The 21327-nt window shown below is 69.5% G+C and carries 22 protein-coding genes; 7 read left to right on the top strand and 15 right to left on the bottom strand.

Annotated elements, in window-relative coordinates:
- Window positions 1-24 precede the first annotated feature (24 nt).
- Window positions 25-2424 carry an ABC transporter permease gene (locus G6N51_RS23500; protein WP_232078584.1) on the top strand — a complete coding sequence of 800 codons (2400 nt, stop codon included), beginning with the start codon at window positions 25-27 and terminating at the stop codon, window positions 2422-2424.
- On the opposite strand, the gene G6N51_RS23495 is transcribed toward G6N51_RS23500, so the two are convergent.
- From G6N51_RS23495 to secY, 8 genes are all read right to left on the bottom strand, one after another.
- Entirely contained in the window at window positions 2411-3037 is a 627-nt protein-coding gene (locus G6N51_RS23495; protein WP_083174645.1) for a class I SAM-dependent methyltransferase, read from the bottom strand. The two genes, G6N51_RS23500 and G6N51_RS23495, sit on opposite strands and share 14 nt — an antisense overlap.
- The gene (locus G6N51_RS23490) at window positions 3034-3600 is read right to left on the bottom strand and encodes a DUF4389 domain-containing protein (protein ID WP_083174743.1); all 567 of its coding nucleotides are present in this window, start codon (window positions 3598-3600) and stop codon (window positions 3034-3036) included. The genes G6N51_RS23495 and G6N51_RS23490 overlap by 4 nt, the downstream gene beginning before the upstream one ends.
- A 23-nt stretch (window positions 3601-3623) precedes the next feature.
- Window positions 3624-4826, bottom strand: a complete 1203-nt coding sequence (locus G6N51_RS23485; RefSeq protein WP_083174648.1) for an FAD-dependent oxidoreductase — start codon at window positions 4824-4826, stop codon at window positions 3624-3626.
- Between the two features lie 9 nt (window positions 4827-4835).
- Window positions 4836-5555, bottom strand: coding sequence for an anti-sigma factor family protein (locus G6N51_RS23480; RefSeq protein WP_083174746.1), 720 nt, complete (start codon window positions 5553-5555; stop codon window positions 4836-4838).
- 40 nt (window positions 5556-5595) lie between these two features.
- Window positions 5596-6141, bottom strand: coding sequence for a sigma-70 family RNA polymerase sigma factor (locus G6N51_RS23475; protein WP_083174651.1), 546 nt, complete (start codon window positions 6139-6141; stop codon window positions 5596-5598).
- 213 nt (window positions 6142-6354) lie between these two features.
- The gene (gene map / locus G6N51_RS23470) at window positions 6355-7155 is read right to left on the bottom strand and encodes a type I methionyl aminopeptidase (RefSeq protein WP_083174658.1); all 801 of its coding nucleotides are present in this window, start codon (window positions 7153-7155) and stop codon (window positions 6355-6357) included.
- A 2-nt stretch (window positions 7156-7157) separates the two neighbouring features.
- Window positions 7158-7703 (bottom strand): adenylate kinase, encoded by a 546-nt coding sequence (locus tag G6N51_RS23465; RefSeq protein WP_083174662.1) that lies wholly within the window; start codon window positions 7701-7703, stop codon window positions 7158-7160.
- Entirely contained in the window at window positions 7700-9025 is a 1326-nt protein-coding gene (secY, locus tag G6N51_RS23460) for a preprotein translocase subunit SecY (RefSeq protein WP_083174664.1), read from the bottom strand. The genes G6N51_RS23465 and secY overlap by 4 nt, the downstream gene beginning before the upstream one ends.
- 221 nt (window positions 9026-9246) lie before the next feature.
- On the opposite strand from secY, the gene G6N51_RS23455 reads away from it, so the two are divergent.
- A complete protein-coding gene (locus G6N51_RS23455; protein ID WP_083174667.1) occupies window positions 9247-10152 on the top strand; it encodes an SAM-dependent methyltransferase in 906 nt (301 codons plus the stop codon).
- Window positions 10153-10193: 41 nt separating this feature from the next.
- On the opposite strand, the gene G6N51_RS23450 is transcribed toward G6N51_RS23455, so the two are convergent.
- Entirely contained in the window at window positions 10194-10859 is a 666-nt protein-coding gene (locus G6N51_RS23450) for a GNAT family N-acetyltransferase (RefSeq protein ID WP_083174670.1), read from the bottom strand.
- Window positions 10856-12226 (bottom strand): xylulokinase, encoded by a 1371-nt coding sequence (locus tag G6N51_RS23445; RefSeq protein ID WP_083174749.1) that lies wholly within the window; start codon window positions 12224-12226, stop codon window positions 10856-10858. Before G6N51_RS23445 ends, G6N51_RS23450 begins: the two co-directional genes overlap by 4 nt.
- 30 nt (window positions 12227-12256) lie before the next feature.
- Here G6N51_RS23445 and G6N51_RS23440 point away from each other — a divergent pair, with 30 nt between their 5' ends.
- From G6N51_RS23440 to G6N51_RS23430, 3 genes are read left to right on the top strand one after another with little or no spacing between them, the layout of a single operon-like run.
- A complete protein-coding gene (locus G6N51_RS23440; protein WP_083174672.1) occupies window positions 12257-13237 on the top strand; it encodes an NAD(P)-dependent oxidoreductase in 981 nt (326 codons plus the stop codon).
- Complete coding sequence (locus tag G6N51_RS23435; RefSeq protein WP_083174675.1) at window positions 13234-13887, top strand: L-fuculose-phosphate aldolase; 654 nt, start codon at window positions 13234-13236, stop codon at window positions 13885-13887. Before G6N51_RS23440 ends, G6N51_RS23435 begins: the two co-directional genes overlap by 4 nt.
- A complete protein-coding gene (locus tag G6N51_RS23430; protein ID WP_083174678.1) occupies window positions 13887-14771 on the top strand; it encodes an MBL fold metallo-hydrolase in 885 nt (294 codons plus the stop codon). Before G6N51_RS23435 ends, G6N51_RS23430 begins: the two co-directional genes overlap by 1 nt.
- Here the strand turns inward: G6N51_RS23430 and G6N51_RS23425 are convergent.
- Complete coding sequence (locus tag G6N51_RS23425) at window positions 14768-15631, bottom strand: helix-turn-helix transcriptional regulator (protein WP_083174681.1); 864 nt, start codon at window positions 15629-15631, stop codon at window positions 14768-14770. The genes G6N51_RS23430 and G6N51_RS23425 overlap by 4 nt on opposite strands.
- Window positions 15632-15706: 75 nt before the next feature.
- On the opposite strand from G6N51_RS23425, the gene G6N51_RS23420 reads away from it, so the two are divergent.
- Window positions 15707-16345, top strand: a complete 639-nt coding sequence (locus tag G6N51_RS23420; protein WP_372510091.1) for a class I SAM-dependent methyltransferase — start codon at window positions 15707-15709, stop codon at window positions 16343-16345.
- Here G6N51_RS23420 and G6N51_RS23415 read toward each other — a convergent pair.
- Together G6N51_RS23415 and G6N51_RS23410 are read right to left on the bottom strand one after the other, a co-directional pair.
- The gene (locus G6N51_RS23415) at window positions 16342-17574 is read right to left on the bottom strand and encodes a cytochrome P450 (RefSeq protein WP_083174687.1); all 1233 of its coding nucleotides are present in this window, start codon (window positions 17572-17574) and stop codon (window positions 16342-16344) included. The genes G6N51_RS23420 and G6N51_RS23415 overlap by 4 nt on opposite strands.
- Window positions 17575-18147, bottom strand: a complete 573-nt coding sequence (locus tag G6N51_RS23410) for a TetR/AcrR family transcriptional regulator (protein ID WP_232078461.1) — start codon at window positions 18145-18147, stop codon at window positions 17575-17577.
- Between the two features lie 109 nt (window positions 18148-18256).
- On the opposite strand from G6N51_RS23410, the gene G6N51_RS23405 reads away from it, so the two are divergent.
- The gene (locus tag G6N51_RS23405; RefSeq protein ID WP_083174692.1) at window positions 18257-19291 is read left to right on the top strand and encodes an NAD(P)H-dependent amine dehydrogenase family protein; all 1035 of its coding nucleotides are present in this window, start codon (window positions 18257-18259) and stop codon (window positions 19289-19291) included.
- Here G6N51_RS23405 and G6N51_RS23400 read toward each other — a convergent pair.
- Window positions 19288-20532 carry a zinc-dependent alcohol dehydrogenase gene (locus G6N51_RS23400; protein ID WP_083174695.1) on the bottom strand — a complete coding sequence of 415 codons (1245 nt, stop codon included), beginning with the start codon at window positions 20530-20532 and terminating at the stop codon, window positions 19288-19290. The two genes, G6N51_RS23405 and G6N51_RS23400, sit on opposite strands and share 4 nt — an antisense overlap.
- Entirely contained in the window at window positions 20529-21305 is a 777-nt protein-coding gene (locus tag G6N51_RS23395) for an SDR family NAD(P)-dependent oxidoreductase (protein ID WP_083174698.1), read from the bottom strand. Before G6N51_RS23395 ends, G6N51_RS23400 begins: the two co-directional genes overlap by 4 nt.
- Window positions 21306-21327: the final 22 nt, after the last annotated feature.

Here is a 21327-nt window from a genome sequence, read left to right as displayed (position 1 = left end):
CGGACGCTCGCGTCGATCGCCGTGATGGCCGTCTCCGCAACGTATCTGGTCGCAATATTCGGCATCTTCGGCTCGATCACCGGATCGGTCGACCGGCTGGCCGACGGGATAGCCGGCGTGGCGGCGCTGGAGGTGTCGGGCATCACCGACGCCGGATTCCCCGACACGATCCTGTCGGACGTCGCCGCGGTTCCCGGCGTCGCCACCGCGGCGCCGATGATCCGGACCTCGGCATCCACGCCGACGGGGCCGGTGCTGCTGCTCGGCGCGGATGCGAGCACCGCCGCGCTGGGCGGCGTGCTGAAGGACGCGGTCACCCGGCCGGTGCAGGCGCTGTCCTCGACGCCCAACGATGTCCAGGTCGGGCCGAAGGTCGGCTTTGCGAAAGGCCAGACGCTGCAACTGGGCTCGGGTTCGGTCACGGTCGGCGAGGTGCTGGCGGGCAAGCAGTTCGCCGGCCTCAACGGCGGGCATTACGTCCTTGCCCCGCTTGCGCTGGCGCAGACCGTCACCGGGCGCCCCGGTCAACTCGACTCGATACTGATCACCACCAAACCGGGCGCCGACCAAGCCGCCGTCCGGGCCGCCGTCACCGCCGCGGTGAACGGCCGCGCGATCGTCGCCGCTCCCAGTCTGCGGGCGGCCCGGGCCGGCGATGGCGTCAAGCTGATGAACTACATGGCCCTGCTGGGCGCGGCGGTCGCGATGGTGGTCGGCGCGTTTCTGATCTACACCACGACGACCATGGCGATCACGCAGCGACGGCCGGTCATCTCCATGCTGCGTGCGATCGGCGGCCGGCGCGTCACCATCGTCGGCGACGTGCTCGGCGAGGCGGCGATCCTGGGACTTGTCGGCGGGGCCATCGGGTCGGGCATCGGAATCCTCGCGGGGCGCATGGCGATTGGCCGGCTGCCCCCGGCGATGACCCAGGGCCTCGAGGCACGCATCGAGTACGGGCTGCCCGGCTACGCCATCCCCGTGGCCCTCGCGGCCACGGCGCTCACCACCGTGGCCGCGGCGGCGATGGCCGCGCGGCAGGTGTACAAGGTCGCGCCGATCGAGGCGCTGGCACCGGTCGGGGCCTCGGCGGCGGACTCCGTGCCGCGATGGCTGCGGGTCGCCGCCGGGGTGGGGGCCGTCGCGGTATTCGCGGTGTCGACCTGGGTGGTCATCGGCCAACGCGGCACCTTCGCCTTCGTCGCGATGGCCGCCCTCCTGAGCGCCGAGATCGCGCTGGGCTTCGCGCTCACCGCACCCATCGTCAAGGCCACGGCCGCGACGGCGCGCTTGTTCGGCTCTTGCGGGGCACTTGCGGCCGCCACCATTCGACGTGCGCCGCGACGAGTCTGGGCCACAGTGATGACCGTGCTGATCGGGGTGGTCACCACCGTGGTGATCACCGGAACCAACGCCGACATGATCCGGTCGGCCCGTGCCATCTTCTCCCCCGCCGCCGAGGCCGACGTGTGGGTGAGCGCGGATCCCCCGGACAGCTATCCCACCGACGTTCTGCCGCAAGGACTTTCCGAACGCGTGGCGGCGGTGCCCGGCGTGGCTCGGGTTACCGAGGGCGCATTCGGGTTCGCCGTCATCGGCGGCACGCGCGTGCTGCTCGACGGCTTCTCCGCCGGAACCCACGACTCACTGTTCCGCGCGCTCGACGAGCACCTGCGCGCCGACGTCCTGGCCGGCCGCGGCGTGGTGCTGACGCAGAACCTAGGCGCCACTCTGCATGTCCGCGCCGGCGATCGGCTGCAGCTGCAGACGCCACACGGTCCCCGCCAGACCACCGTGCTGGCCCTGGTGCCGTTCTTCTCCACCGTCATCGGCACGGTCGGAATCGATCTCGACCACCTGCGGGCGTGGTTCGATCGCCCGGCGGCGACAACCCTGCAGATCGCCGCCGCCCCCGGGACGGATCCGAAACGCCTGCTGGCAGAGATCCGCAGGGTGGTGCCGGCGCCGAACCACGTATACGACGGCCGCGCGGCGCTGGCCGGGCTCGAAGCCCCGCTGCATCAGAGCATGTTCATCGCCAACGCGGTGTGGATCATCGTCGTGGCCGTGGCGGCGGTCGCGCTGCTCAACACGCTCACGCTCTCGGTGCTGGAGCGCCGCCGGGAGATCGGTGTGCTGCGCGCCATGGGATCCAGTCGCCTGTTCATCCTGCGGATGGTCCTGGCCGAGGCCGCCGGAATCGGTTTCGTCGGAGGACTTTTGGGACTGTTGTTCGGCCTGACCGACCAGTGGCTGTTCAGCCTCATCAGCGGGGACATGATGAATTTCCAGGTCGGCTTCCGCCTGAGTCCGATGGCCCTGGCGTTCACCGCGGGGGCGCTCGCGGTCTGCCTGCTCGGCTCGCTGCCGCCCGCGCGGCGGGCGGCGCGGCTGAACATCATCGAGGCCGTCAGCGTGGAATGAGGACGGCGAACCCTTGCAGGTGGGGCTTGCACGGGAACGGCACCGGAGTGCGCGGGATGCTACGAAGCGCGGTGGTGTCGAATCCGGCCGCGGCGATGGAATCCAGGGTTCGCCGGTTCGGCTCACAACCGGCGGCCAGCCAGGACCACGGCTTGGAGACCAGATCCTGCAGCCGGCCCGTCGCGCCCGCCCCGCGCACATGCTCGAGGACGACCAGCCTGCCTCCGGGCGTGAGGACGCGCCGGATCTCGCCGAGGGTGGCGGCCACGTCGTCGACCGAGCACAACACCAGGCCGATGTGCACCGAGTCGAAGCTGTTGTCCGGGAAGGGAATCGACTCACCTGTCCCCTCGACGATGTCGACGGCGATGCCGTGCCGATCGGCAAGCCGGGACGCCATCCGACGAAACGGGGCCTCGGGCTCCACGGCGGCGACCGACGTCACCGCGGGGGGCAGGAACCGCAAGTCGGTGCCGGGCCCCAGGCCGAGCATCAGCAGCCGGCCGGTCGCGTTGCTCAGCGCCGCACGCCGATACCGGTGATAGAACAGCCGGTCGAAGATCGGCTGACCGAACCGATACACATACGGGAACAAGGGATTCCGACGCGTCACCGGCTACCCAGATCCATTCGGAACGGCGGGTATTCGTCGCGCATCAGTGACACGTACACGGCCACCCGGTAGCGCCAGCGGACGATGCCCAGCAGGAGATCGAACATACCCGCCGGGATGGTCCCGGTGCACAACAACGACACCGCGGCGATCACGCACAGCACCTGCAGCAGGGGCTCCATCGACCAGCACAACAGGATGTGCGGGACGGCGAGCAGCCACTTCACCAGCACGGCCCAGTTCCTCAGCCGCTGCGGATACTCGACCTGCAGGTCACCGGGGTAGTCGGGCCGCGACGCGAGGGTGAAAGGCGGATAGGCGTCCGTGCTGTTCATCGGGAACCGGAAATTCATCACCCGCCACGACCAGCGCAGTACGCCGACGTTGAAGTCGAAGATGGGCCGCGGATACCGCCCGCTGCACAAGATGACCACGCCGGCGACCACGGTCGACAAGGGATAGACCAGATAGAGCCCGATCAATATCGGGTAGTGCGGAACGGCCAGCACGCACCACTTCACCAGCCAGCGCCACCGCGAGGGCGCGTCGAAATCACCCCGCACCGTGACGAATTCGCCCGAGGCGTTCATGGACTGGCTCGACCGGCCGTCGCTGCCCCCACTTCTCGGCTGATCTCCCCCGACATCCGGCGGTGACTCGTCCAACGCAGAAACAGTGTCAGCGCGCGAGCCTGCAGCCGGTCGGGAATCAGCGCCGCCGGTCGCAGGACGACCTCTCCGTGCGAGACGGGCAGCGACGCCACCCGGGACACGGCCATCACCTTGCGCCGGCGGGTCTTCTCATACCAGCGCAGGGCACTCGCGACGTCGCCGTCGCCGTACAGATCCGACAGCGCCTTGCACAGCACCATCGTGTCGAGCAGAGCCTGGTTGGCGCCCTGCGCCAGGGTGGGCGGCATCGTATGTGCGGCATCCCCGAGCAACGTGACCGAACCCCGGCCCGCCGGGGCCCTCGGATGCCGGAAATGCGGGTACGGCGACGGTGCCAGATCGTCGTCGGTCAATGCCGCCAACACCCGATCGACGGCGTCCGACCAGCCGGTGAAATGGGACCGGAGCGTCTGGATCGGGCGTTGCGGCCGCACGAAGTCGCACGACCACGGCAGGTCGAACCACCACTGCACCTCGGAGCTACCAGCCGGCCACAGGCCGAGGTTTCCGCGCTCGCCGATGACCATGAGCGCGGTGTCCTTGTCCGGGATCTCGGCAAGTGTGGAGAGCCCCTGCCAACTGCACCAGCCGGTGGGCTTCGCCGCCGGCCCGCCGACGCTGCCCCGGACCATCGAGTGCAGGCCGTCGGCTCCGATCAACAGATCCCCCTCGGCCGAGCTGCCGTCGCCGAACTCGACCCGCACCCCGTCGGGCGTGGGCGCCAACGCGATCGCGTGGGAGTCGCACCGGATGCGGTCGGCCGGAAGCCCGTCCAGCAACCGTTCCAGCAGGACCCGGCGCGGCACCATGCGAACGGGCGCGCCCAGCCGATCCGCGATCGCGGACACGTCCAGCGTGGCGAGCGGGCGCCCCGTGGACGTCAGCGCCCGCACGGTGGACAGCAGCTGACCGGCCCCGTCCATCTCCACGCCGAGTTGCCGAAGCACCATTTCGCCGTTGGACCAGATCGTCACGGCGCCGCCGGGCGCCCGCACCTGCGGTCGCCGCTCGAAGACGGTGACGTCATGCCCGTCGCGCAACAACCCCCGGGCCACCGAAATGCCGCCGACCCCGGCGCCCACCACCAAGGCCCGGAGCGGACGCTGGTGGCCGGACATCTCAGTGGCCTATAGCGAACGCTGCAGCAGAACCTGGCCGCTGTCGGCGGCCACCACCTGCACGGCGGCGATCTGTTCGACGGGCGTCGAGATGCTGCCCGCGGGCGTCGCGGTGTGGCCGGGTACGGCCACCCAGGTGGCCAGCCGGGTCTGGCTGCCGTCGCGGCCCACCACGACCATTGCCAGCGTGTCGTGGTGCGCGTTGAGCGGGGCCAGGCACACGCACCGCAGGTTGATTGACGTCCCCCAATGCTCGCTGGACAGCTGCACCGTCGAGGCCAGCAGGGTGGTGCCCACCTGCGCCATCGGCGCCGACGACGCGGCCACCTGCGGCGCCGGGGACGACAGGTACCCCTGCACGCCGACGAACACGCCGACGGCGAGCACCACGGCGGCCGCCGACGAGGCCACCCAGGTCACTATCCGGGTGCGGCGACGACGCCAGCTCACCTTGGCCAGCAACGACGGCAACAGCTGCGGCGACAGCTCCGGCGTCACCGATCCGGGGCCGGACTCGGCTATCGCGGCCACCTCGTAGCGGCCGAGCTGCGACAGCAGGGCCGGCACCCCACTCAGGTCGGCGACGGCCTCCCGGCAGGCCGGGCAGTGCGCCAGATGCGCCTCGAATTCGCGTCGCTCGGCGGCCGACAACGAGCCCAACACGTATGCGGCATCCCACATCACGTAGGGATCGTCCGGCGGGCCGAGGGCCCGCAGCGGCGTCTTCATGTCATCCATTTCCTTCGCACCCTTCAAGCATTTGAGGCCCTCAACGGGTGACCCCAAGTTCCTGCAGAGTGAGCCGCAGCGCCCGCACGGCGTAGTGTAATCGCGACTTCACGGTCCCCTCGGCGATCCCGAGGTCAGCAGCAGTTTGCGCGGTGGTCCATCCGCGGTAGTAGGAGCGGTCGATCACGGCCCGGTGCTCGTCGGACAGTTGCACCATCGCCTCCGCGATCAACAGCCTGTCCAGCGCGGCGTTCACCTCGTCCGGCGTGGACCGTTCCGGCGCGCCCGCCTCGTCCGTCGAACCGACGACGTTGCGGAACCGCGCGCTGCGCCGGTCGTCGATGATCATGTTGCGGGCAACGGTGAACAGCCAGGCCCGCGCCGAACGCTCAGTGTCCCCGACGACCTCCGGATGCTGCCAGGCCCGCAGCAATGTCTCCTGCACGACGTCCTCGGACTGGCTCGCGTCCCCGGTCAACCGGAGCGCGTAACGCCACAAGACCGCCGCGTGCTCGTCGTAGAGCGCCTTCATCAGGGCGGCTTCGGCAGCCCCGGACGCCCTCGAAGCACCTGCCACACGGGCCACTCGATCACCTCCGATTACTGAAACGAGTGGAAGGGGTGCTGGGTTCAATTTCCACGACCCGCCACGCCCGGCTCCGCCGCGCTCGCGATCGCGGCCGGTTCAATTTCCACGACCCGCCACGCCCGGCTCCGCCGCGCTCGCGATCGCGGCCGGTTCAATTTCCACGACCCGCCACGCCCGGCTCCGCCGCGCTCGCGATCGCGGCCGGTTCACCTAAGGCAGGGTCAGAATGCGCGGTCCTGCCTCGGTGACCGCGACCGTGTGTTCCCAGTGTGCCGCCCGGGATCCGTCGGCGGTGGTGACGGTCCACTCGTCGTCGAGCACCACGGTCTTGCCCGTCCCGAGGGTCAGCATCGGTTCGATGGCCAGCACCGACCCGGGGGCCAGCAGCGGGCCCCGCCCGGGCGAACCTTCGTTGGGCAGGAACGGGTCCATGTGCATGTGCCGGCCGATGCCGTGGCCGCCGTAGCCCTCCACGATCCCGAACCCGCGCCCGTGCCGGTCCGCGGCCGCTCGCGTTCCAGTCTCGATGGCGTGCGAGACGTCGGTCAGCCGGTTGCCCGGGACCATCGCCGCGATACCGGCTTCCAGCGATTCCCTGGTGGCGTCGCAGAGCGCCTGGTCGGCGGGGTCGAGGGTGCCGATGCCGAACGTGACCGCGGCGTCGCCGTGCCAGCCGTCGAGCACCGCTCCGCAGTCGATGGACACCAGGTCACCGGGCGCCAGGATCTCTGCGGCCGAGGGGATCCCGTGCACCACCCGCTCGTTGACCGACGCGCAGATCGACGCGGGGTATCCGTGATAGCCCAGGAACGACGGGATCGCGCCCGCCTCCCGAATTACCGACTCGGCGATGTGGTCGAGGCCCAGCGTCGAGACCCCGGGAACCGCGGCCGCCCGTACGGCCTGTAGCGCGGCCGCGACCACGGCGCCCGCCGCCGCCATCGCGTCCAGTTCCTCGGCGGTGCGCTGCGGCACGACTTTGCGACTCCGCAGCCGCGCCAGCGGATTCACGGTTACCTGCCCAGCGCTCGCAGGGCACGGGCGAACACTTCGTCCATCGTGCCGACCGCGTCAACCGTCTTCAGCTCGTCCCGGTAGTACTCCAGCAGCGGCGCCGTCTCGTCGCGGTAGATCTTCATCCGGTTCAAGATGACCTCGTCGGTGTCGTCGGCGCGGCCGCGCGACTTGAGCCGCTCCAGCAACTCCTCCTGCGAGACGCGGAACTCCAAAACGGCGTCGATGTCGGTGCCGCGGTTCTCGAGCATCTGGTGCAGCGCTTTGGCCTGCTCCGTCGACCGCGGATAGCCGTCCAGGATGAAGCCGTTGGCCGCATCGGGATCGCTCAGGCGGTCGTCGACGAGTTGGTTGGTCAGTTCCGAGGGCACCAGGTCGCCGGCGTCCAGGTAGCGCTTGGCCTCCAGGCCGAGTTTGGTCCCGTTCTCGATATTGCTGCGGAACAGCTCACCGGTGGAGATCTGCGGGATCCCGAGCTTCTCGGAGAGCTTCTGGGCCTGCGTCCCCTTACCCGCCCCCGGCGGTCCCAGCAAAACGACTCTCACTTGAGGAACCCTTCATAGTTGCGCTGCATCAGCTGGCTCTCGATCTGCTTGACCGTATCCAAGCCGACGCCAATCATGATCAAAACCGCGGTACCGCCGAACGGCAAATTCTGAACCGCTCCGCCATTGCCTATCTGCAAGAACAGGTTGGGCAGCACCGAGATCGCGCCGAGGTAGATCGAGCCCGGCAGGGTGATCCGGCTCAGCACATAACGCAGGTAGTCGGCGGTGGGCTTGCCCGGCCGAATACCGGGGATGAACCCGCCGAACTTCTTCATCTCGTCGGCGCGCTCGTCGGGGTTGAACGTGATCGACACGTAGAAGTACGTGAAGAAGATGATGAGGCCGAAGTAGATGCTGATGTAGATCGGGTCGCTCGGATCGGACAGGTAACTGCCGACGAACTTGTCCCACCAGCTGTTGCCCACACCACCGCTGCCGCTGCGGATCAGCTGCGTGATCAGGTGCGGGATGTAGATGAGCGACGACGCGAAGATGACCGGGATGACGCCGGCCTGGTTGACCTTCAGGGGCAGGTAGGTCGACGTCCCGCCGTACATCCGCCGGCCCACCATGCGCTTGGCGTACTGCACGGGGATGCGGCGCTGGCCCTGCTCGACGAACACCACGCCGACGATGATGGCCAGGGCGGCGACGCAGACGGCGGCGAAGATGGCCCCGCCGCGGCTGTCCAGGATGGTCTTGCCCTCGGACGGGATGCGGGCCGCGATGCCGACGAAGATCAGCAGCGACATGCCGTTGCCGATGCCGCGCTCGGTGATCAGCTCACCCATCCACATCACCAGCGCCGCGCCGGCCGTCATCACCATCACGATGACCACCAGCGTGAAGATGCTCTGGTCGGCGATGATGTCCAGCGAGCAGCCCTGGAGCAGCCCGCCGTTGGCCGCCAGCGCCACGATGCTGGTCGCCTGCAGGACGGCCAGGGCGATGGCCAGGTACCGGGTGTACTGCGTCATCTTGGCCTGGCCGGATTGACCTTCCTTGCGCAGCTCCTCGAACCGCGGGATGACCACCGTGAGCAGCTGCACGATGATGCTGGCGGTGATGTAGGGCATCACCCCGACCGCGAACACCGTCAACTTCAGCAGCGCACCGCCGGAGAACAGGTTGATCAGCGAATAGATCTGCCCGGCCGCGCCGCCGCTGGCCTCCTTGATGCACTGCTGGACGTTCGGGAAGTTGACGCCGGGGGACGGCAAAGCGGCGCCCAGCCGATAGAGAACGACGATGCCCAGCGTGAAGAGGATCTTCCGTCTCAGGTCGACTGTCCGCAGCGATGAGATGAAAGCCGAAAGCACTCTTCCTCCTGCGAGCCGGGGGTCTCCTGCATTACGCGCCCAACACCCCGCAGGCCAGGACGTACGGCGTCGCGCGTCAAACCGTGTACGAGACTAACAGCTGATCGGGGTCAGCCGGTCCAGGGCCGTCATCCGACGACCGATAAACGCACAGGAAGCCGTCAGCGGTGGCGCGTAGAGTGCCCTTGACTCGTTGCATTTGCTAAGTAAATGGGAGCACCATGACACGCAGTGAGCAAGACAGCTGGGACCTGGCCTCCAGCGTCGGCGCGACGGCCACGATGGTCGCCGCGGCGCGCGCGCTGGCCAGCGCGGGCGCCGACCCGATCATCGACGACCCGTTCGCGGCGCCTCTGGTGCGGGCCGTCGGCCTGGAATTCTTCCGCCGCCTGGTCGACGGCGAGGTGGCCCCCGGTGATGCGCAGGAGGGCGAACGGGACCTGCAGCTGGAAACGGATTCGATCGCCGTGCGCACCCGATTCTTCGACGACTTCTTTCTCAACGCCGCCCGGGACGGAATCCGCCAGTCGGTGATCCTGGCCGCCGGCCTCGACGCCCGCGCCTACCGGCTGAGCTGGCCGCCCGGGAGCGTGGTCTACGAGGTCGATCAGCCCAGGGTCGTCGAGTTCAAGACCGCCGCGATGGCGCAGCTGGGCGCCACCCCCACCGCCGACCGGCGCACCGTCAGCGTCGACCTGCGCGACGACTGGCCGGAAGCGTTGTGGCGCAGCGGCTTCGACCCGACGCGGCCGACATCGTGGAGCGCCGAGGGCCTGCTGATGTACCTGCCGCCCGAAGCCCAGGACCGGCTCTTCGACAACATCACCGAGCTCAGCGCGCCCGCAAGCTTGCTGGCCACCGAATTCCACGGCGACTCCGGGCGGACGATGACCGAACGCGCGCAGCAGTTCAACGAGCGGTGGGCCAACGTGGGCTGCGACATCGACCTCTCGGGATTGTTCTTCGACGGCGAGCGCAGCAATGTCGTGGACTACCTGACCGGTCGGGGCTGGCACGTGACCAGGCGGGAACGGAGGGAGTACTTCGCCGACTACGGGCTCGTCTTCCCCGACGACGAGACATCGCAGCTGCGCAACATCGTCGCCGTCACCGCGACGCTCAGTTAGCAGCCGCGAGAGCCTCACGCCGCCAACGGCTTTGCCCTTGCTCAGGCGGGCCTGGCGGACGGTGCGCGCACCACCATCGGCACGGCCGGGAAGCACCACGCCATCTCGGTGCGCGACTTGCGCAGCGCGGCGGTGCCGTAACCCTTCTTGCGGTGCTCGGGGTGAATCCAGATCCGCACGTTCACCTCGCCGCCGAGCAACTCGCCGAAGACCATCCCCACCTTCTCACCCGAGTCGACGGCCACGAACCAGGCGGCCTCCTCGTCGTCGAGGCGTCCGAGCGCGGCGCTGATCTCGTCGTCGACGTTGCCGGCCGGCCCGCCGGAGCCGTCCCCGGCGGCGCCCATGTCCTCGGTGCGGGCGGCGAAGATGTCGCGGTCCTTCTCGGCGGAGAAGGGCCGCAGCTCGAGGGTCTCCCCCGAGCTGGCCGGGCGCTCGCCGAGGGTGAAGCTGAGCTGCTTGTTGAGGTCCTCGAGTTCGGCCAGGATCTTGCGGCGCGAGTCGATGGTGAGCTGATCGAACGACATCCCCATGACCGCCTCGGCGGCCACGTGCGAGGTGTCGAGCAGGCGGACGATCGCCTCGACCGCGGCCGCCTTGTTCTCGGAGTCCACCACGACATCGGCGATTTCATGCCGCCGCTCAAGGGCTTTCAACAAGGCATCGGCGATCTCGCGGCGGGCGGCTTTACGGTCGTGGTCGGTCATTGCACCAGCCTAGAAGCCGGGGGTGGCAGCGCGCTACAACGGCGGTTTCCCAGTTCCAGGAATCGCTGGTAGCGGTCCTGGACCGCGACCGCCCAGCCGGGGTCCGGTTCGACGACGCGTTCGGTGCAGGCCCAGCGGGCGGCGTCGGCGATCGAGGTCTCCAATCCGGCGGCCATGCGCGCGAGGAAGGCCGCACCCAGCGCCGCGCCCTCGGGCACACCGGACACCTCGACGGGCCGCCCGGTGGCGTCGGCGATGGCCTGCATCCACGGCCCGACGCGGGTGCCGCCGCCGGTGGCGACGATGCGCGCCACCGGCGCCCCGCTGAGCTCGATCAGCTGGCGGACCACGAAGCCCGATGCCTCGTAGGCGGCGCGGCGCAGGGCGGCCGCGTCATGGGTGAGGTCCAGGGCGTCGAGCACCGCGCGGCGATGCGGGTCGTGGAACGGGGTGCGCTCCCCGCGGATGTAGGGCGACCACACCGGCACCCGTCCGGGCTGCGCTGCTGCTGGGTCGCCAGGCGCCACCACGCGGTCCACCCAGCCGAGGAACAGGCCGCCGGCATTGCTGGCCCCGCCGATCAGGCTCTTGCCCGCGGCCGTGTGCGGGATGGTCCACAGGCCCGGCACCTGCCGGGCCTCTCCGATGGTGGTCCACACGATCAAGGTGGTGCCGCACAGCACGAGCACGTCGCCGTCGCGGTCGGCGCCGGCCACGATCTGCTCGCAGAGCGCGTCGATCGCGCCGATCGCCAGCGCTGCGCCGCTGTCGCGCACCTGCCCCACCGCGGCTCCCATGCTCTCCACGCGCGGCATCTGGTCGGGCCGCGCGCCGCGTTCGGTGCACGCCTCGGGGTTCCAGCCGGTCCCGTCGAACAAGGGGTACGCGGTCGCGGCGGTGGCGAGGTCGATCACCGCCTCCCCCGCCAGCGCGTGGTTGGCCACCGCCGGTGCCGGCCAGTACCCGGAGGCGCCAGGCGCCGCCGCCGCCGTCCAGCGCAGAAACTCGGCGGCCTCACCCAGGGCCGGCAGTGGCTGCGCGTGCGGTTCCGCGGTGCGGCCCCGTTCGTCGCCGTACAGCAGCCCCGGTGTCACCGGCACACCGGCGGCGTCGACGGCCGTGAGCGAGGGCACCATCGCCGAGACGGCCACCGCCCTCGCGTCGGGGCGGTCCAGCCGCGCAAGCGCCGCCACGGGGCCCCGCCGCCACGCCTCGTCGGCGTCGTGCTCGAGCCGCTCGGGCGTCGGCACCCGCAACTGGTGCGGGATCCGCGTCCGCGCAGTCACCCGGCCGTCGGCGTCGGCGGCGACCGCCTTGACCGCGGTGCTGCCGACGTCGATGCCGATTGTGACGTCTTCGCGTGACACGGGCGTCACCGTACGCCAGCATTGACCTTCGTGACGTCAAGACCGCGCGCCTTGGTGACCGCCCCGCTGCGGGGGCCGGGTTTCGCCAAGCTCCGGGAACTGGCCGACGTGGTCTACGACCCCTGGATCGAGCAGACCCCGCTGCGGATCTACAGCGCCGAGCAACTGGCCGACCGCATCGCGACCGAGACCGCCGATGTCCTTGTGGTGGAAGGCGACTCGGTGGCCGGGCCGGTGCTCGAGCAGCGGCTGCGCGCGATCGCGTCCACCCGCGGTGACCCCAACAACGTCGACATCGCCGCGGCCACCGCGGCCGGTGTCCCGGTGCTGAACACCCCGGGCCGCAACGCCGACGCCGTCGCCGAGATGACGGTGGCACTGCTGCTGGCCGCCACCCGCCAGCTGCTGCCCGCGGACGCGGATGTCCGCAGCGGCAACATCTTCCGCGACGGCAGCATCCCGTATCAGCGATTCCGCGCCTGGGAGATCGCCGGGCGCACCGCCGGGTTGGTCGGCCTCGGCGCCGTCGGCCGCGCCACCCGGTGGCGGCTGGCCGGGCTGGGCATGCGGGTCATCGCCCACGACCCGTATAACGACGAGGCGCGGCACGAACTCGACGAGCTGCTGGCCGAGGCGGACGTCGTCTCGGTGCACGCACCCGTCACCGACGACACGGTCGGCATGATCGCGACACCGCAGTTCGCCGCCATGCGCGACGGCGTGGTCTTCCTCAACACCGCGCGCGCCCAGCTGCACGACACCGACGCGCTCGTCGACGCGCTGCGCGGCGGCAAGGTGGCGGCCGCCGGCCTGGACCACTTCGCCGGCGAATGGCTGCCCACCGACCACCCGCTGGTCGGCATGCCCAATGTCGTGCTGACGCCGCACATCGGCGGCGCCACATGGAACACTGAGGCTCGGCAGGCGCAAATGGTGGCCGACGACCTCGAGGCGCTGCTGTCCGGCCAAACGCCCGCCCACATCGTCAACCCGGAGGTGCTGGCGTCATGAAATTTGTGGACAACCCGGAGAACGCGGTGCTGGACGCGGCCAAGGACATGTTGCGGAGGGGCCTGGTCGAGGGAACCGCCGGCAACATCTCCGCGCGGCGCCCCGACGGCAACATCGTCATCACGCCGTCGTCGGTCGACTACCGCGACATGCAGCTCGACGACCTCGTCCTGATCGACCCGGACGGCGCCGTGCTGCGCGCCGCCGACGGCCGCTCGCCGTCGTCGGAGCTGCAGCTGCACCTGGCCTGCTACCGCGCGTTCGACGACATCGGCAGCGTCATCCACAGCCATCCGGTGTGGGCGACGATGTTCGCCATTGCGCACCAATCGATTCCGGCCTGCATCGACGAGTTCGCGGTGTACTGCGGCGGGGACGTGCGGTGCACCGAGTACGCCGCGTCCGGCACGCCCGACGTCGGCGCCAACGCCGTCAGGGCGCTCGACGGCCGGGGCGCCGCGCTGATCGCCAACCACGGCCTGGTGGCCGTGGGCCCGCGGCCGGACAAGGCGCTGCACATCACCGCCCTGGTGGAGCGGACCGCCCAAATTGTCTGGGGCGCACGGGCGCTCGGCGGCCCGGTGCCCATCCCCGAGGACGTGAACCGCAATTTCGCCGGCGTCTACGGCTACCTGCGCGCGAACGCCTGATGCGCAGGGTCCGGTTAGGCCGCGCGAGCGTGGCGCGGGTGCTGGAGCTTCAATTCGACCTGCCGACAAGCTCCTTCCCGCACACCCCGCCCTCGGGGTGGCGGGACAACGCCGACCTGCTGGTGCCTGACTTCTTCGACCCCGGAACCGATCAGTGGCATATCGCGATCCAGAGCTGGGTCATCGAGGTCGACGGGCTGACCGTCGTCGTGGACACCGGGGTCGGCAACGATCGCGAGCGCCCACACATGCCACCCCTGGACCACCTGAGCACCGGGTTCCTGGCGGCGCTGGGGTCGGCCGGCGTCGAGCGCAACGCGGTGGATGTGGTGGTCAACACCCACATCCACTCCGACCACGTCGGGTGGAACACCATGCGCGAGAACGACTCCTGGGTCCCGACCTTTCCCAACGCCCGGTACCTGGTGCCGGTCGCCGACTACCGCCACTTCTCGCCCGACGGACCCGCGGGCCAGCAGCCCGGCGACCGGCTCGTGTTCGACGACAGCGTCGCTCCCGTCGACCAGGCGGGGCAGCTCGTCGGATGGTCCGACGACTACCAGATCAGCCCCTCGCTGCGGCTGCGGCCCGCCCCCGGCCACACACCGGGCTCCTCGGTGCTGTGGCTGGATGCGGGCGTGCCGGCCGTCTTCGTCGGCGATCTCACCCACAGCCCGCTGCAGCTACGCCGCACCGGCGACGCCTGCGCGTTCGACGTCGACCCGTCGGCCGCCGCGGCGACCCGCCGCCGGATCTTCACCGAGGCCGTCCAGGCGAAGGCCGCGGTGATACCCGCGCACTATCCCGGCTGCGGCGGCGCCACGATCCGCGCCGACGAGGACCAATTCGAGGTCGACCGCTGGCTGGACTTCGAGCGCCTTTAGCGAAGAACCATTCGGCGCCCGCGCCATTCGCGGGGCGAGGCGCCGTGGGCGCGGCCGAACAGCCGACTGAAATAGCCCGGATCGGACATCCCGACCCGCCTGGCGACCTCCGCGACCGGCAGGTCCGTTTCGGCCAGCAAGGCGCGAGCCGCGGCCATGCGGCGGTCGGTGATCCACTCCCCGACGGTGCGTCCGGTGCGGCGCCGCACCACGGTGGTCAGGTGCCCTGGCGTGATGCCGAGTTCGGCGGCCACGTCGCGCAGCGACAACGGTTCGCGGTGACGCCGGTCGATCACCTCGAAGACCCCGGCCAGCAGCGGTTCCCCACTGCGGCGTAGCTCGGCCACCACCGGGCCCGCCAGCCGCGCGAGATCGATCAGCAACAGCGTGAGATGCGCCAGGGCCGCCTGCCGATAGCCGTCCTGCCGCTCGCGCAGTTCCGCTTCGATGGAAGCGATCGCGGCGCCCCACGCCGGCCGTCGTTCGTCGGGCACCTGTAGGCGCAGGATCCCGCCGGCGTGCCCGTGCAGGAACGGGAACAGCAGCGGGTGGGCCCGCCACGCAGGCCACGGCGATCGCCCGTCCTCACCGAGCGCGGCGGGGTCGAAGAAAACCGCAACGCCGGCGTCGCGATGCTCCAGCCATCTCGGGTCGAGCACCTGGCCCGCGGCCGCCACGTGGACCAGACCGGCCTGCGGCAGGTACCACAGCGCCGGAAAGTCGTGGATGTGGCGGCCCCGTTCGACGAAATCCTCGGGGCCCGAGCGCACCACCGTGACCGGGGGCGTATCCGGGTCGCTTCGGTATTCGTAGATCGGCACGCCCGCGCGCTGCCTGACCATCCGAGTCGGTCGCGTCATAGGTACCAAAAATAATCTAGGTTTCACCGATGATCACCCAATTCTCGGACTGGTCAGCGGTTCACCATGGATGACGTGACGAAACATCATCCACATGATTACCTGCCCGCCGCCGGCCACGACGCGCTGCTGCCCGCGTACGACCTGATGTCTCGCCTGCTGGGCATGAAAAGGGTGCAAGAGGCCCTCATCGCGCAGGCTCAACTCGCCGACTGCCGTCGCGTCCTTGAGATCGGCTGCGGCACAGGTAATCTCACAATCATGGCCAAGCGCGCCCATCCCCACCTCGAGGTGATCGGATGTGATCCCGACCCGAGGGCGCTCGAGCGGGCACGGCGAAAGACCGACGGGGTCCGCTTCGAACAGGGCTACGCCGAACGGCTCCCCTACGCCGACGGCGAATTCGACCGGGTGCTGTCGTCGATGATGCTGCACCATGTCAACGACGACGCGAAAGCCGCGGCCGCGGCCGAGATTTTCCGGGTCCTTCGCCCCGGTGGCAGGCTGCACCTGGTCGACATCGGCGGTGACGCGACCGACGACCACGGCGTGGCGGCCCGGCTCATCCGGCGCAGCCATCACGCGGCCGGCAACCTCGGCGACGCGATCCCCCGACTGCTCACCGCGGCCGGGTTCGAGTGCACACAGGTCGCCACGCACAAGCAGCGCGTGGTGGGACGGCTCACCTATTACTGCGCCACCCGTCCGGCCTAGCCCCGGCCGAGGCGGACCGGGAGTGATTCGTACACGGTCATGTTGTTGCACAGGTCGGGAAGCGTCATTCTGGGCTCGCCGAGTTCGATGTCGCCGGATTTGAGCAAGACCTCGTCCAGGGCGGCCCGGACTTCCGCCCGGGCCAGCATGGCGCCCAGACAGTGGTGGGCGCCACCACCTCCGAAGGACTGGTGGGGGTTGGGATCACGGCGAATGTCGAACCGGTATGGATCCTCGAAGACGTCTTCGTCGCGATTGGCCGAGCGCAACATCGTCACCACGCGCGCACCCTCGGGGATCGTTACGTCGGCGAGCACCACGTCACGGATTGCTCCGCGCACCCAGAACATGATCGGTGTGGAATAGCGGATCACCTCCTCGACCGCCGTGCGCCTGGCATCCGGATCGGATCGGTAGACCGCAATCTGATCCGGGTTGGCGACGAAGGCACGAAGCCCGTCGCACAGGGCGTTTCGGGTCGTATCCGCCCCGGCCAACCCGAGGATGAAGAAGAAAATCTCCAGCTCGTTGGCGGGTAGCAAGAAACTCTGCCCCGATTCCGACGTGATCTCGGTGGTGCAAAGCGCACTCCAAATGTCGTCCACGGGATGTTCGCGCTTGTAAGCGGTCAGCTCGCTGGCGTACTCGAACAGCTCCATGAAGGGCAACAGGTCATCACCGTCGGGAACGGACATCTGTGCGCCGGCGGTCTTCAGCACCCGGTCGATCAAGCCGAACACACGCGGGCGGTCAGCGTCGGGAATCCCCACGATGTCGCCGATCACCGAGATCGGTAACCCCGCGGCCAGATCGACGAACTCACCGCCACCGGATTCACGCAACGTAGCGGCCATCGCCCTGGCCCGATCCCGAATGCCGGCTTCCAACTTGGCCACGGCGCGTGGGGTGAAAGCCCGAGCGATGACCTTGCGGCGAATCGTGTGATCCGGCGGGTCCATGCTCACGATCGCCGGATAGGCGTCGAACAACGGCACATCCTGAATCAGCGGTCCACGGGTCGCCGTGAACGACTCGTGATCGCGATGCACCCGCGCGACGTCGGCATGTTTTGTGCACACCCAGAATTCGCGACCCACAGTGGATCTCACGTCGTCGGTGAGTCGTTGGTGAAATACCGGCGTGCGGGCGCGCAGCTCGGCGAACAGATCCTCGGGAAACCGCGACCCCCAAATCGCCGGCCCGGCGAGATCGATCGTCGTACCTGTCACTCAACCGTCCTCAAGCTCTTTGCGCAGACCGGTCAGGATCAGGCGCAACCCGTATGCGAACGCCTCGTCACTTGGCTCGCCGGCAGTGGCACCGGCGCGGCGGATGTGCTCGAGCTGAACCGAACCGAGCAGGTGGACGTACAGCGTGGCGTGCGCAGCATCGAAACGCTCCGCGGTCAAACCGGATTCGTGCAGAATTGCGCGGGAGGCGCGGTCCATATCGGCAGCCGCCGCGGTGTGCGCATGCTCCTGGAGCAACGCCGCGATCCCGGGTACCTCCACCAGCACCTTCCAGGCGTTCATGTAGAGCACGACCAGCCGCGATTCCCAGTCGCCCTCTTCTGGCACCTCGATCTGCGCCAGCACCGACTCGATCAGCAGATCGAGCAGTTCGCGTTTGTCACGCACGTGGTAGTAGACGGATGATGCCGCCGTGCCGGCCTCTGCCGCCAGCTCCCGCATCGTGACCCGGCCGACGCCGACGCGCTTTGCCAGCCGCCACAGGTGCTTCGTCAGGTGCGCGCGGTCGAGCGCCCCGTAGCGCAGCACCGGCGCATCGGCCACAGCCTCCACGACCACCCCCAATTTCGAACAGCATTCGAATTCGAACGGTATTCAGATTAGAACAATGTCCGCTTACGATGTCAACGGTCCAGCGTCCGATGCGCGACGGAGGAAGAGCATGGCGCCCTACCGCGTGGTTCAGTGGTCAACCGGCAACATCGGCAAGCGGGCGCTGGGCATCCTGCTCGACCGCGACCACTTCGACGTGGTGGGCGTCCACGCCCTGGGCGCGGAGAAAGTGGGGCGCGACGCGGGGGCACTCGCGGACCGGCCCCCGATCGGGGTCGCCGCGACCAGCGATGTCGACGCGTTGCTCGACCTCGCACCGGACTGCGTGAACTACATGCCGCGCGCCATCGACTACGAGCTGGTGGAAAGGATGCTGCGCCGCGGCATCAACGTGGTCACCACCGGAGATTTCCTCACCGGCACCCACCATCCGGCCGAACTGCCGGCGCTCGAGGAGGCGGCGCAAGAGGGGGGCGCGACCTTCCTGGGAACGGGATTCGAGCCGGGTTTCATCAACGTCGTCGCCGGATTCCTCACCGGCGCCTGCCGCACGGTCCGCAGCGTCAAGCTGGTCGAAACGTTGGACTGCACCACGTATCCCATACCGGACGTGTGGAAGGTGCTCGGATTCGGCAAAACACCCCGTGAGCCGGTGACGCACCTCGACCCGGCGACGCAACGCTACGGCCTCGGCTACTTCGAGACGCTGGACATGATCGCCGCCATGCTGGGTACCGAGCTCGACTCCAAGGAGGCATTCGTCGAGCCCGCGGTGCTGACCCGGGATCTGGATCTCGGCTGGGTGAACTACGCCGCCGGCACCGCCGGAGGCCAGCGCCGCACCTATCGCGGTTATCGTGGCGGCCGCCCGGTGATCGAGCTCGCCATCTGCTGGACGATGAGCGACGACGCGCTGGACCCCCAGTGGACCGACCCCAAGGGTTTCAGCGTGGTGATCGACGGCGAGCCACGCGTCGACGCGACGATCCGGTTCGGCAACCCCGGCGAGGACGTGATGACCGTGCTGATGGACAGCACCGCCGTCGCGGCGGTCAACGCCATACCCTTCCTGTGCGACGCCGCACCGGGCGTCATCACGCCGATCGATCTGCCCCTCGTAGGGTCCCGGGGCGCCCTGCTCTAGCGCTGATCGAACGCGACCTTGACCGCGCCGCTGTCGGCCTGGTTGGCGATCGCCAAGAAGGCGTCGCGCCACCGCTCGAGTCCGAAGGTGTGGGTCAGCATGGGGCGCAGGTCCACCCGGTGGGCGGCGGCCATCTCCAGGTAGTGGGCGATGGCGTGCCTGCGCCGGCCCTCGACCTCCTCGACGCCGAAGGCGTTCGACCCCACGAGGGCGATCTCCTTGAAATACAACGGACTCCACTCCCAGCGGCCGGGCGCGTGCACACCGGCCTTCACCAGCGTCCCGCGGGCGCGCAGCACCCGGACCCCGACTTCGAACGTCTCCGGCTTGCCGATCGTGTCGTACACGACGTCGACCGCGCCCGGATAGGCCATCGGCAGGCCCAGCAGCGGCTGCCGCAGCCGGCCACCACCCCACGCCACCAGTTCCTCGATGACGGCCAGGCGGGGTTCGTGCTCCAGCACCAATTCGGCCCCGAAGCGGCGGGCCAGGTCCGCCTGGGCGTCGAAGCGCGCCACCACCGCGATGGCCACATCCGGATACAGCGCCCGCAGGATCGCCACCGCGCACAGCCCCAGGGATCCGGCGCCGTAGACCAGGACCCGGCCCGAGCGGGGCGGCGGGTGGCGGGTGATGGCGTGCAGGGAGACCGAAAACGGATCGGCGAACACCGCCAGCTCGTCGGGCACGGAATCCGGCACCGCGAAGAGCATGCTGTCGTGGGCCGGCATCAGCTCGGCGTAGCCGCCGGTCACGTCGGCCGAGACCCCGGTGTGAATGCCGGGCTTGATGTCGCCGTCGGTGAAGCTCCAGCACAGGCTGTAGTCGCCGGTTTCGCAAGCGGGACAGGGCGGCTCGATCCCGCGCGGCCCGCAGGACAGCCACGGGTTGAGCACCACCCGCTGGCCGATCCGCAGCCCCCGGGCCTTGGGCCCCAGCGCGACCACGTCGGCGACCACCTCGTGCCCCATGACTTGGGGAAAGGAGCAGAAGGCGGACATGGCGTTGTCGGCGTCGGCCTCGCCGAAATCCATCAGGATCTGCTTGGAGTCCGACCCGCAGATTCCGGTCAGCCGCGGCCGGGTGATCACCCAATCCTCATGCGGTAGTTGCGGATCCGGCACCTCTCGCATCGCGGTCGGGGTGCGGGCCAGGTTCTGGGTCAGCGTGTTGGCTGTCCCATCGTCCAAACCGGGTGCCTCGTAAGGCTCCGGCGGCACGCCGTAGACGAGCGCCCTCATCGCGACGCCATCCCGGCGACACCGGCGATGAACGCATCGATGTCCGCGTTCTTGGCGTCGACGACGGCTTTCATGTCGGGGACGTAGTGCTCGAACGTGCCCGTGCCCAGCGCCGCGATGACCCCTTCGGCCACCTCGTCGGCGGGCACCTTGGGGCCCTGATAGAGGGGTTCCTCGCTGCCCGGGTGGTCCCAGATCTCGGTGTCGACGGGCCCCGGTTCGATGAGCTTCACCGCGACCCCGCTGCCGTGCAGGTCCACGGCCATCGCCTCGCTCCAGCCGCATAGCGCGAACTTGCTTGCACAGTAAGCCGTTTCGTGGATAATCCCGAGCCGGCCGCCGACGCTCGACACGTTGACGATCAGGCCCGACCCGCGCGCCAGCATCCGCGGCAACAGCGCCAGCGTCAGCCGCATCGGCGCGAAGAAGTTCACCCGCATGACGTCCTCGACCTCGTCGGGCGCCAGGGCGGCGACGGGACGCCGCTTCGGCATCGCGGCGTTGTTGACCAGCACGTCGACGCCGCCGAGCGCCTCCCATGCCCGCAGCGCCAGCTCGGGCAGCGACGCGGTGTCCGCCAGGTCGGCCACCCACATCGCCGATCCCGGGGAGGCCCGCCGGCAGTCGGCCAGCACCTCGGCCAGGCGGTCCCGCCGCCGGGCGACCAGCCCCACCACCGCCCCTCGCGCCGCCAGCTGCCGCGCCAGGGCCGCCCCCAGACCCGACGAGGCACCCGTGATCAGCACCCGTTTGCCCGCCGCCGCGTACGCCATCCGTCAAGGTTGCCGCTAAACG

It is taken from the genome of Mycobacterium paraseoulense (assembly GCF_010731655.1).
Classification (GTDB): domain Bacteria; phylum Actinomycetota; class Actinomycetes; order Mycobacteriales; family Mycobacteriaceae; genus Mycobacterium; species Mycobacterium paraseoulense.
Note: the sequence above shows the minus strand (reverse complement) of the source record. Positions and strands in the feature narration are given on the sequence as shown.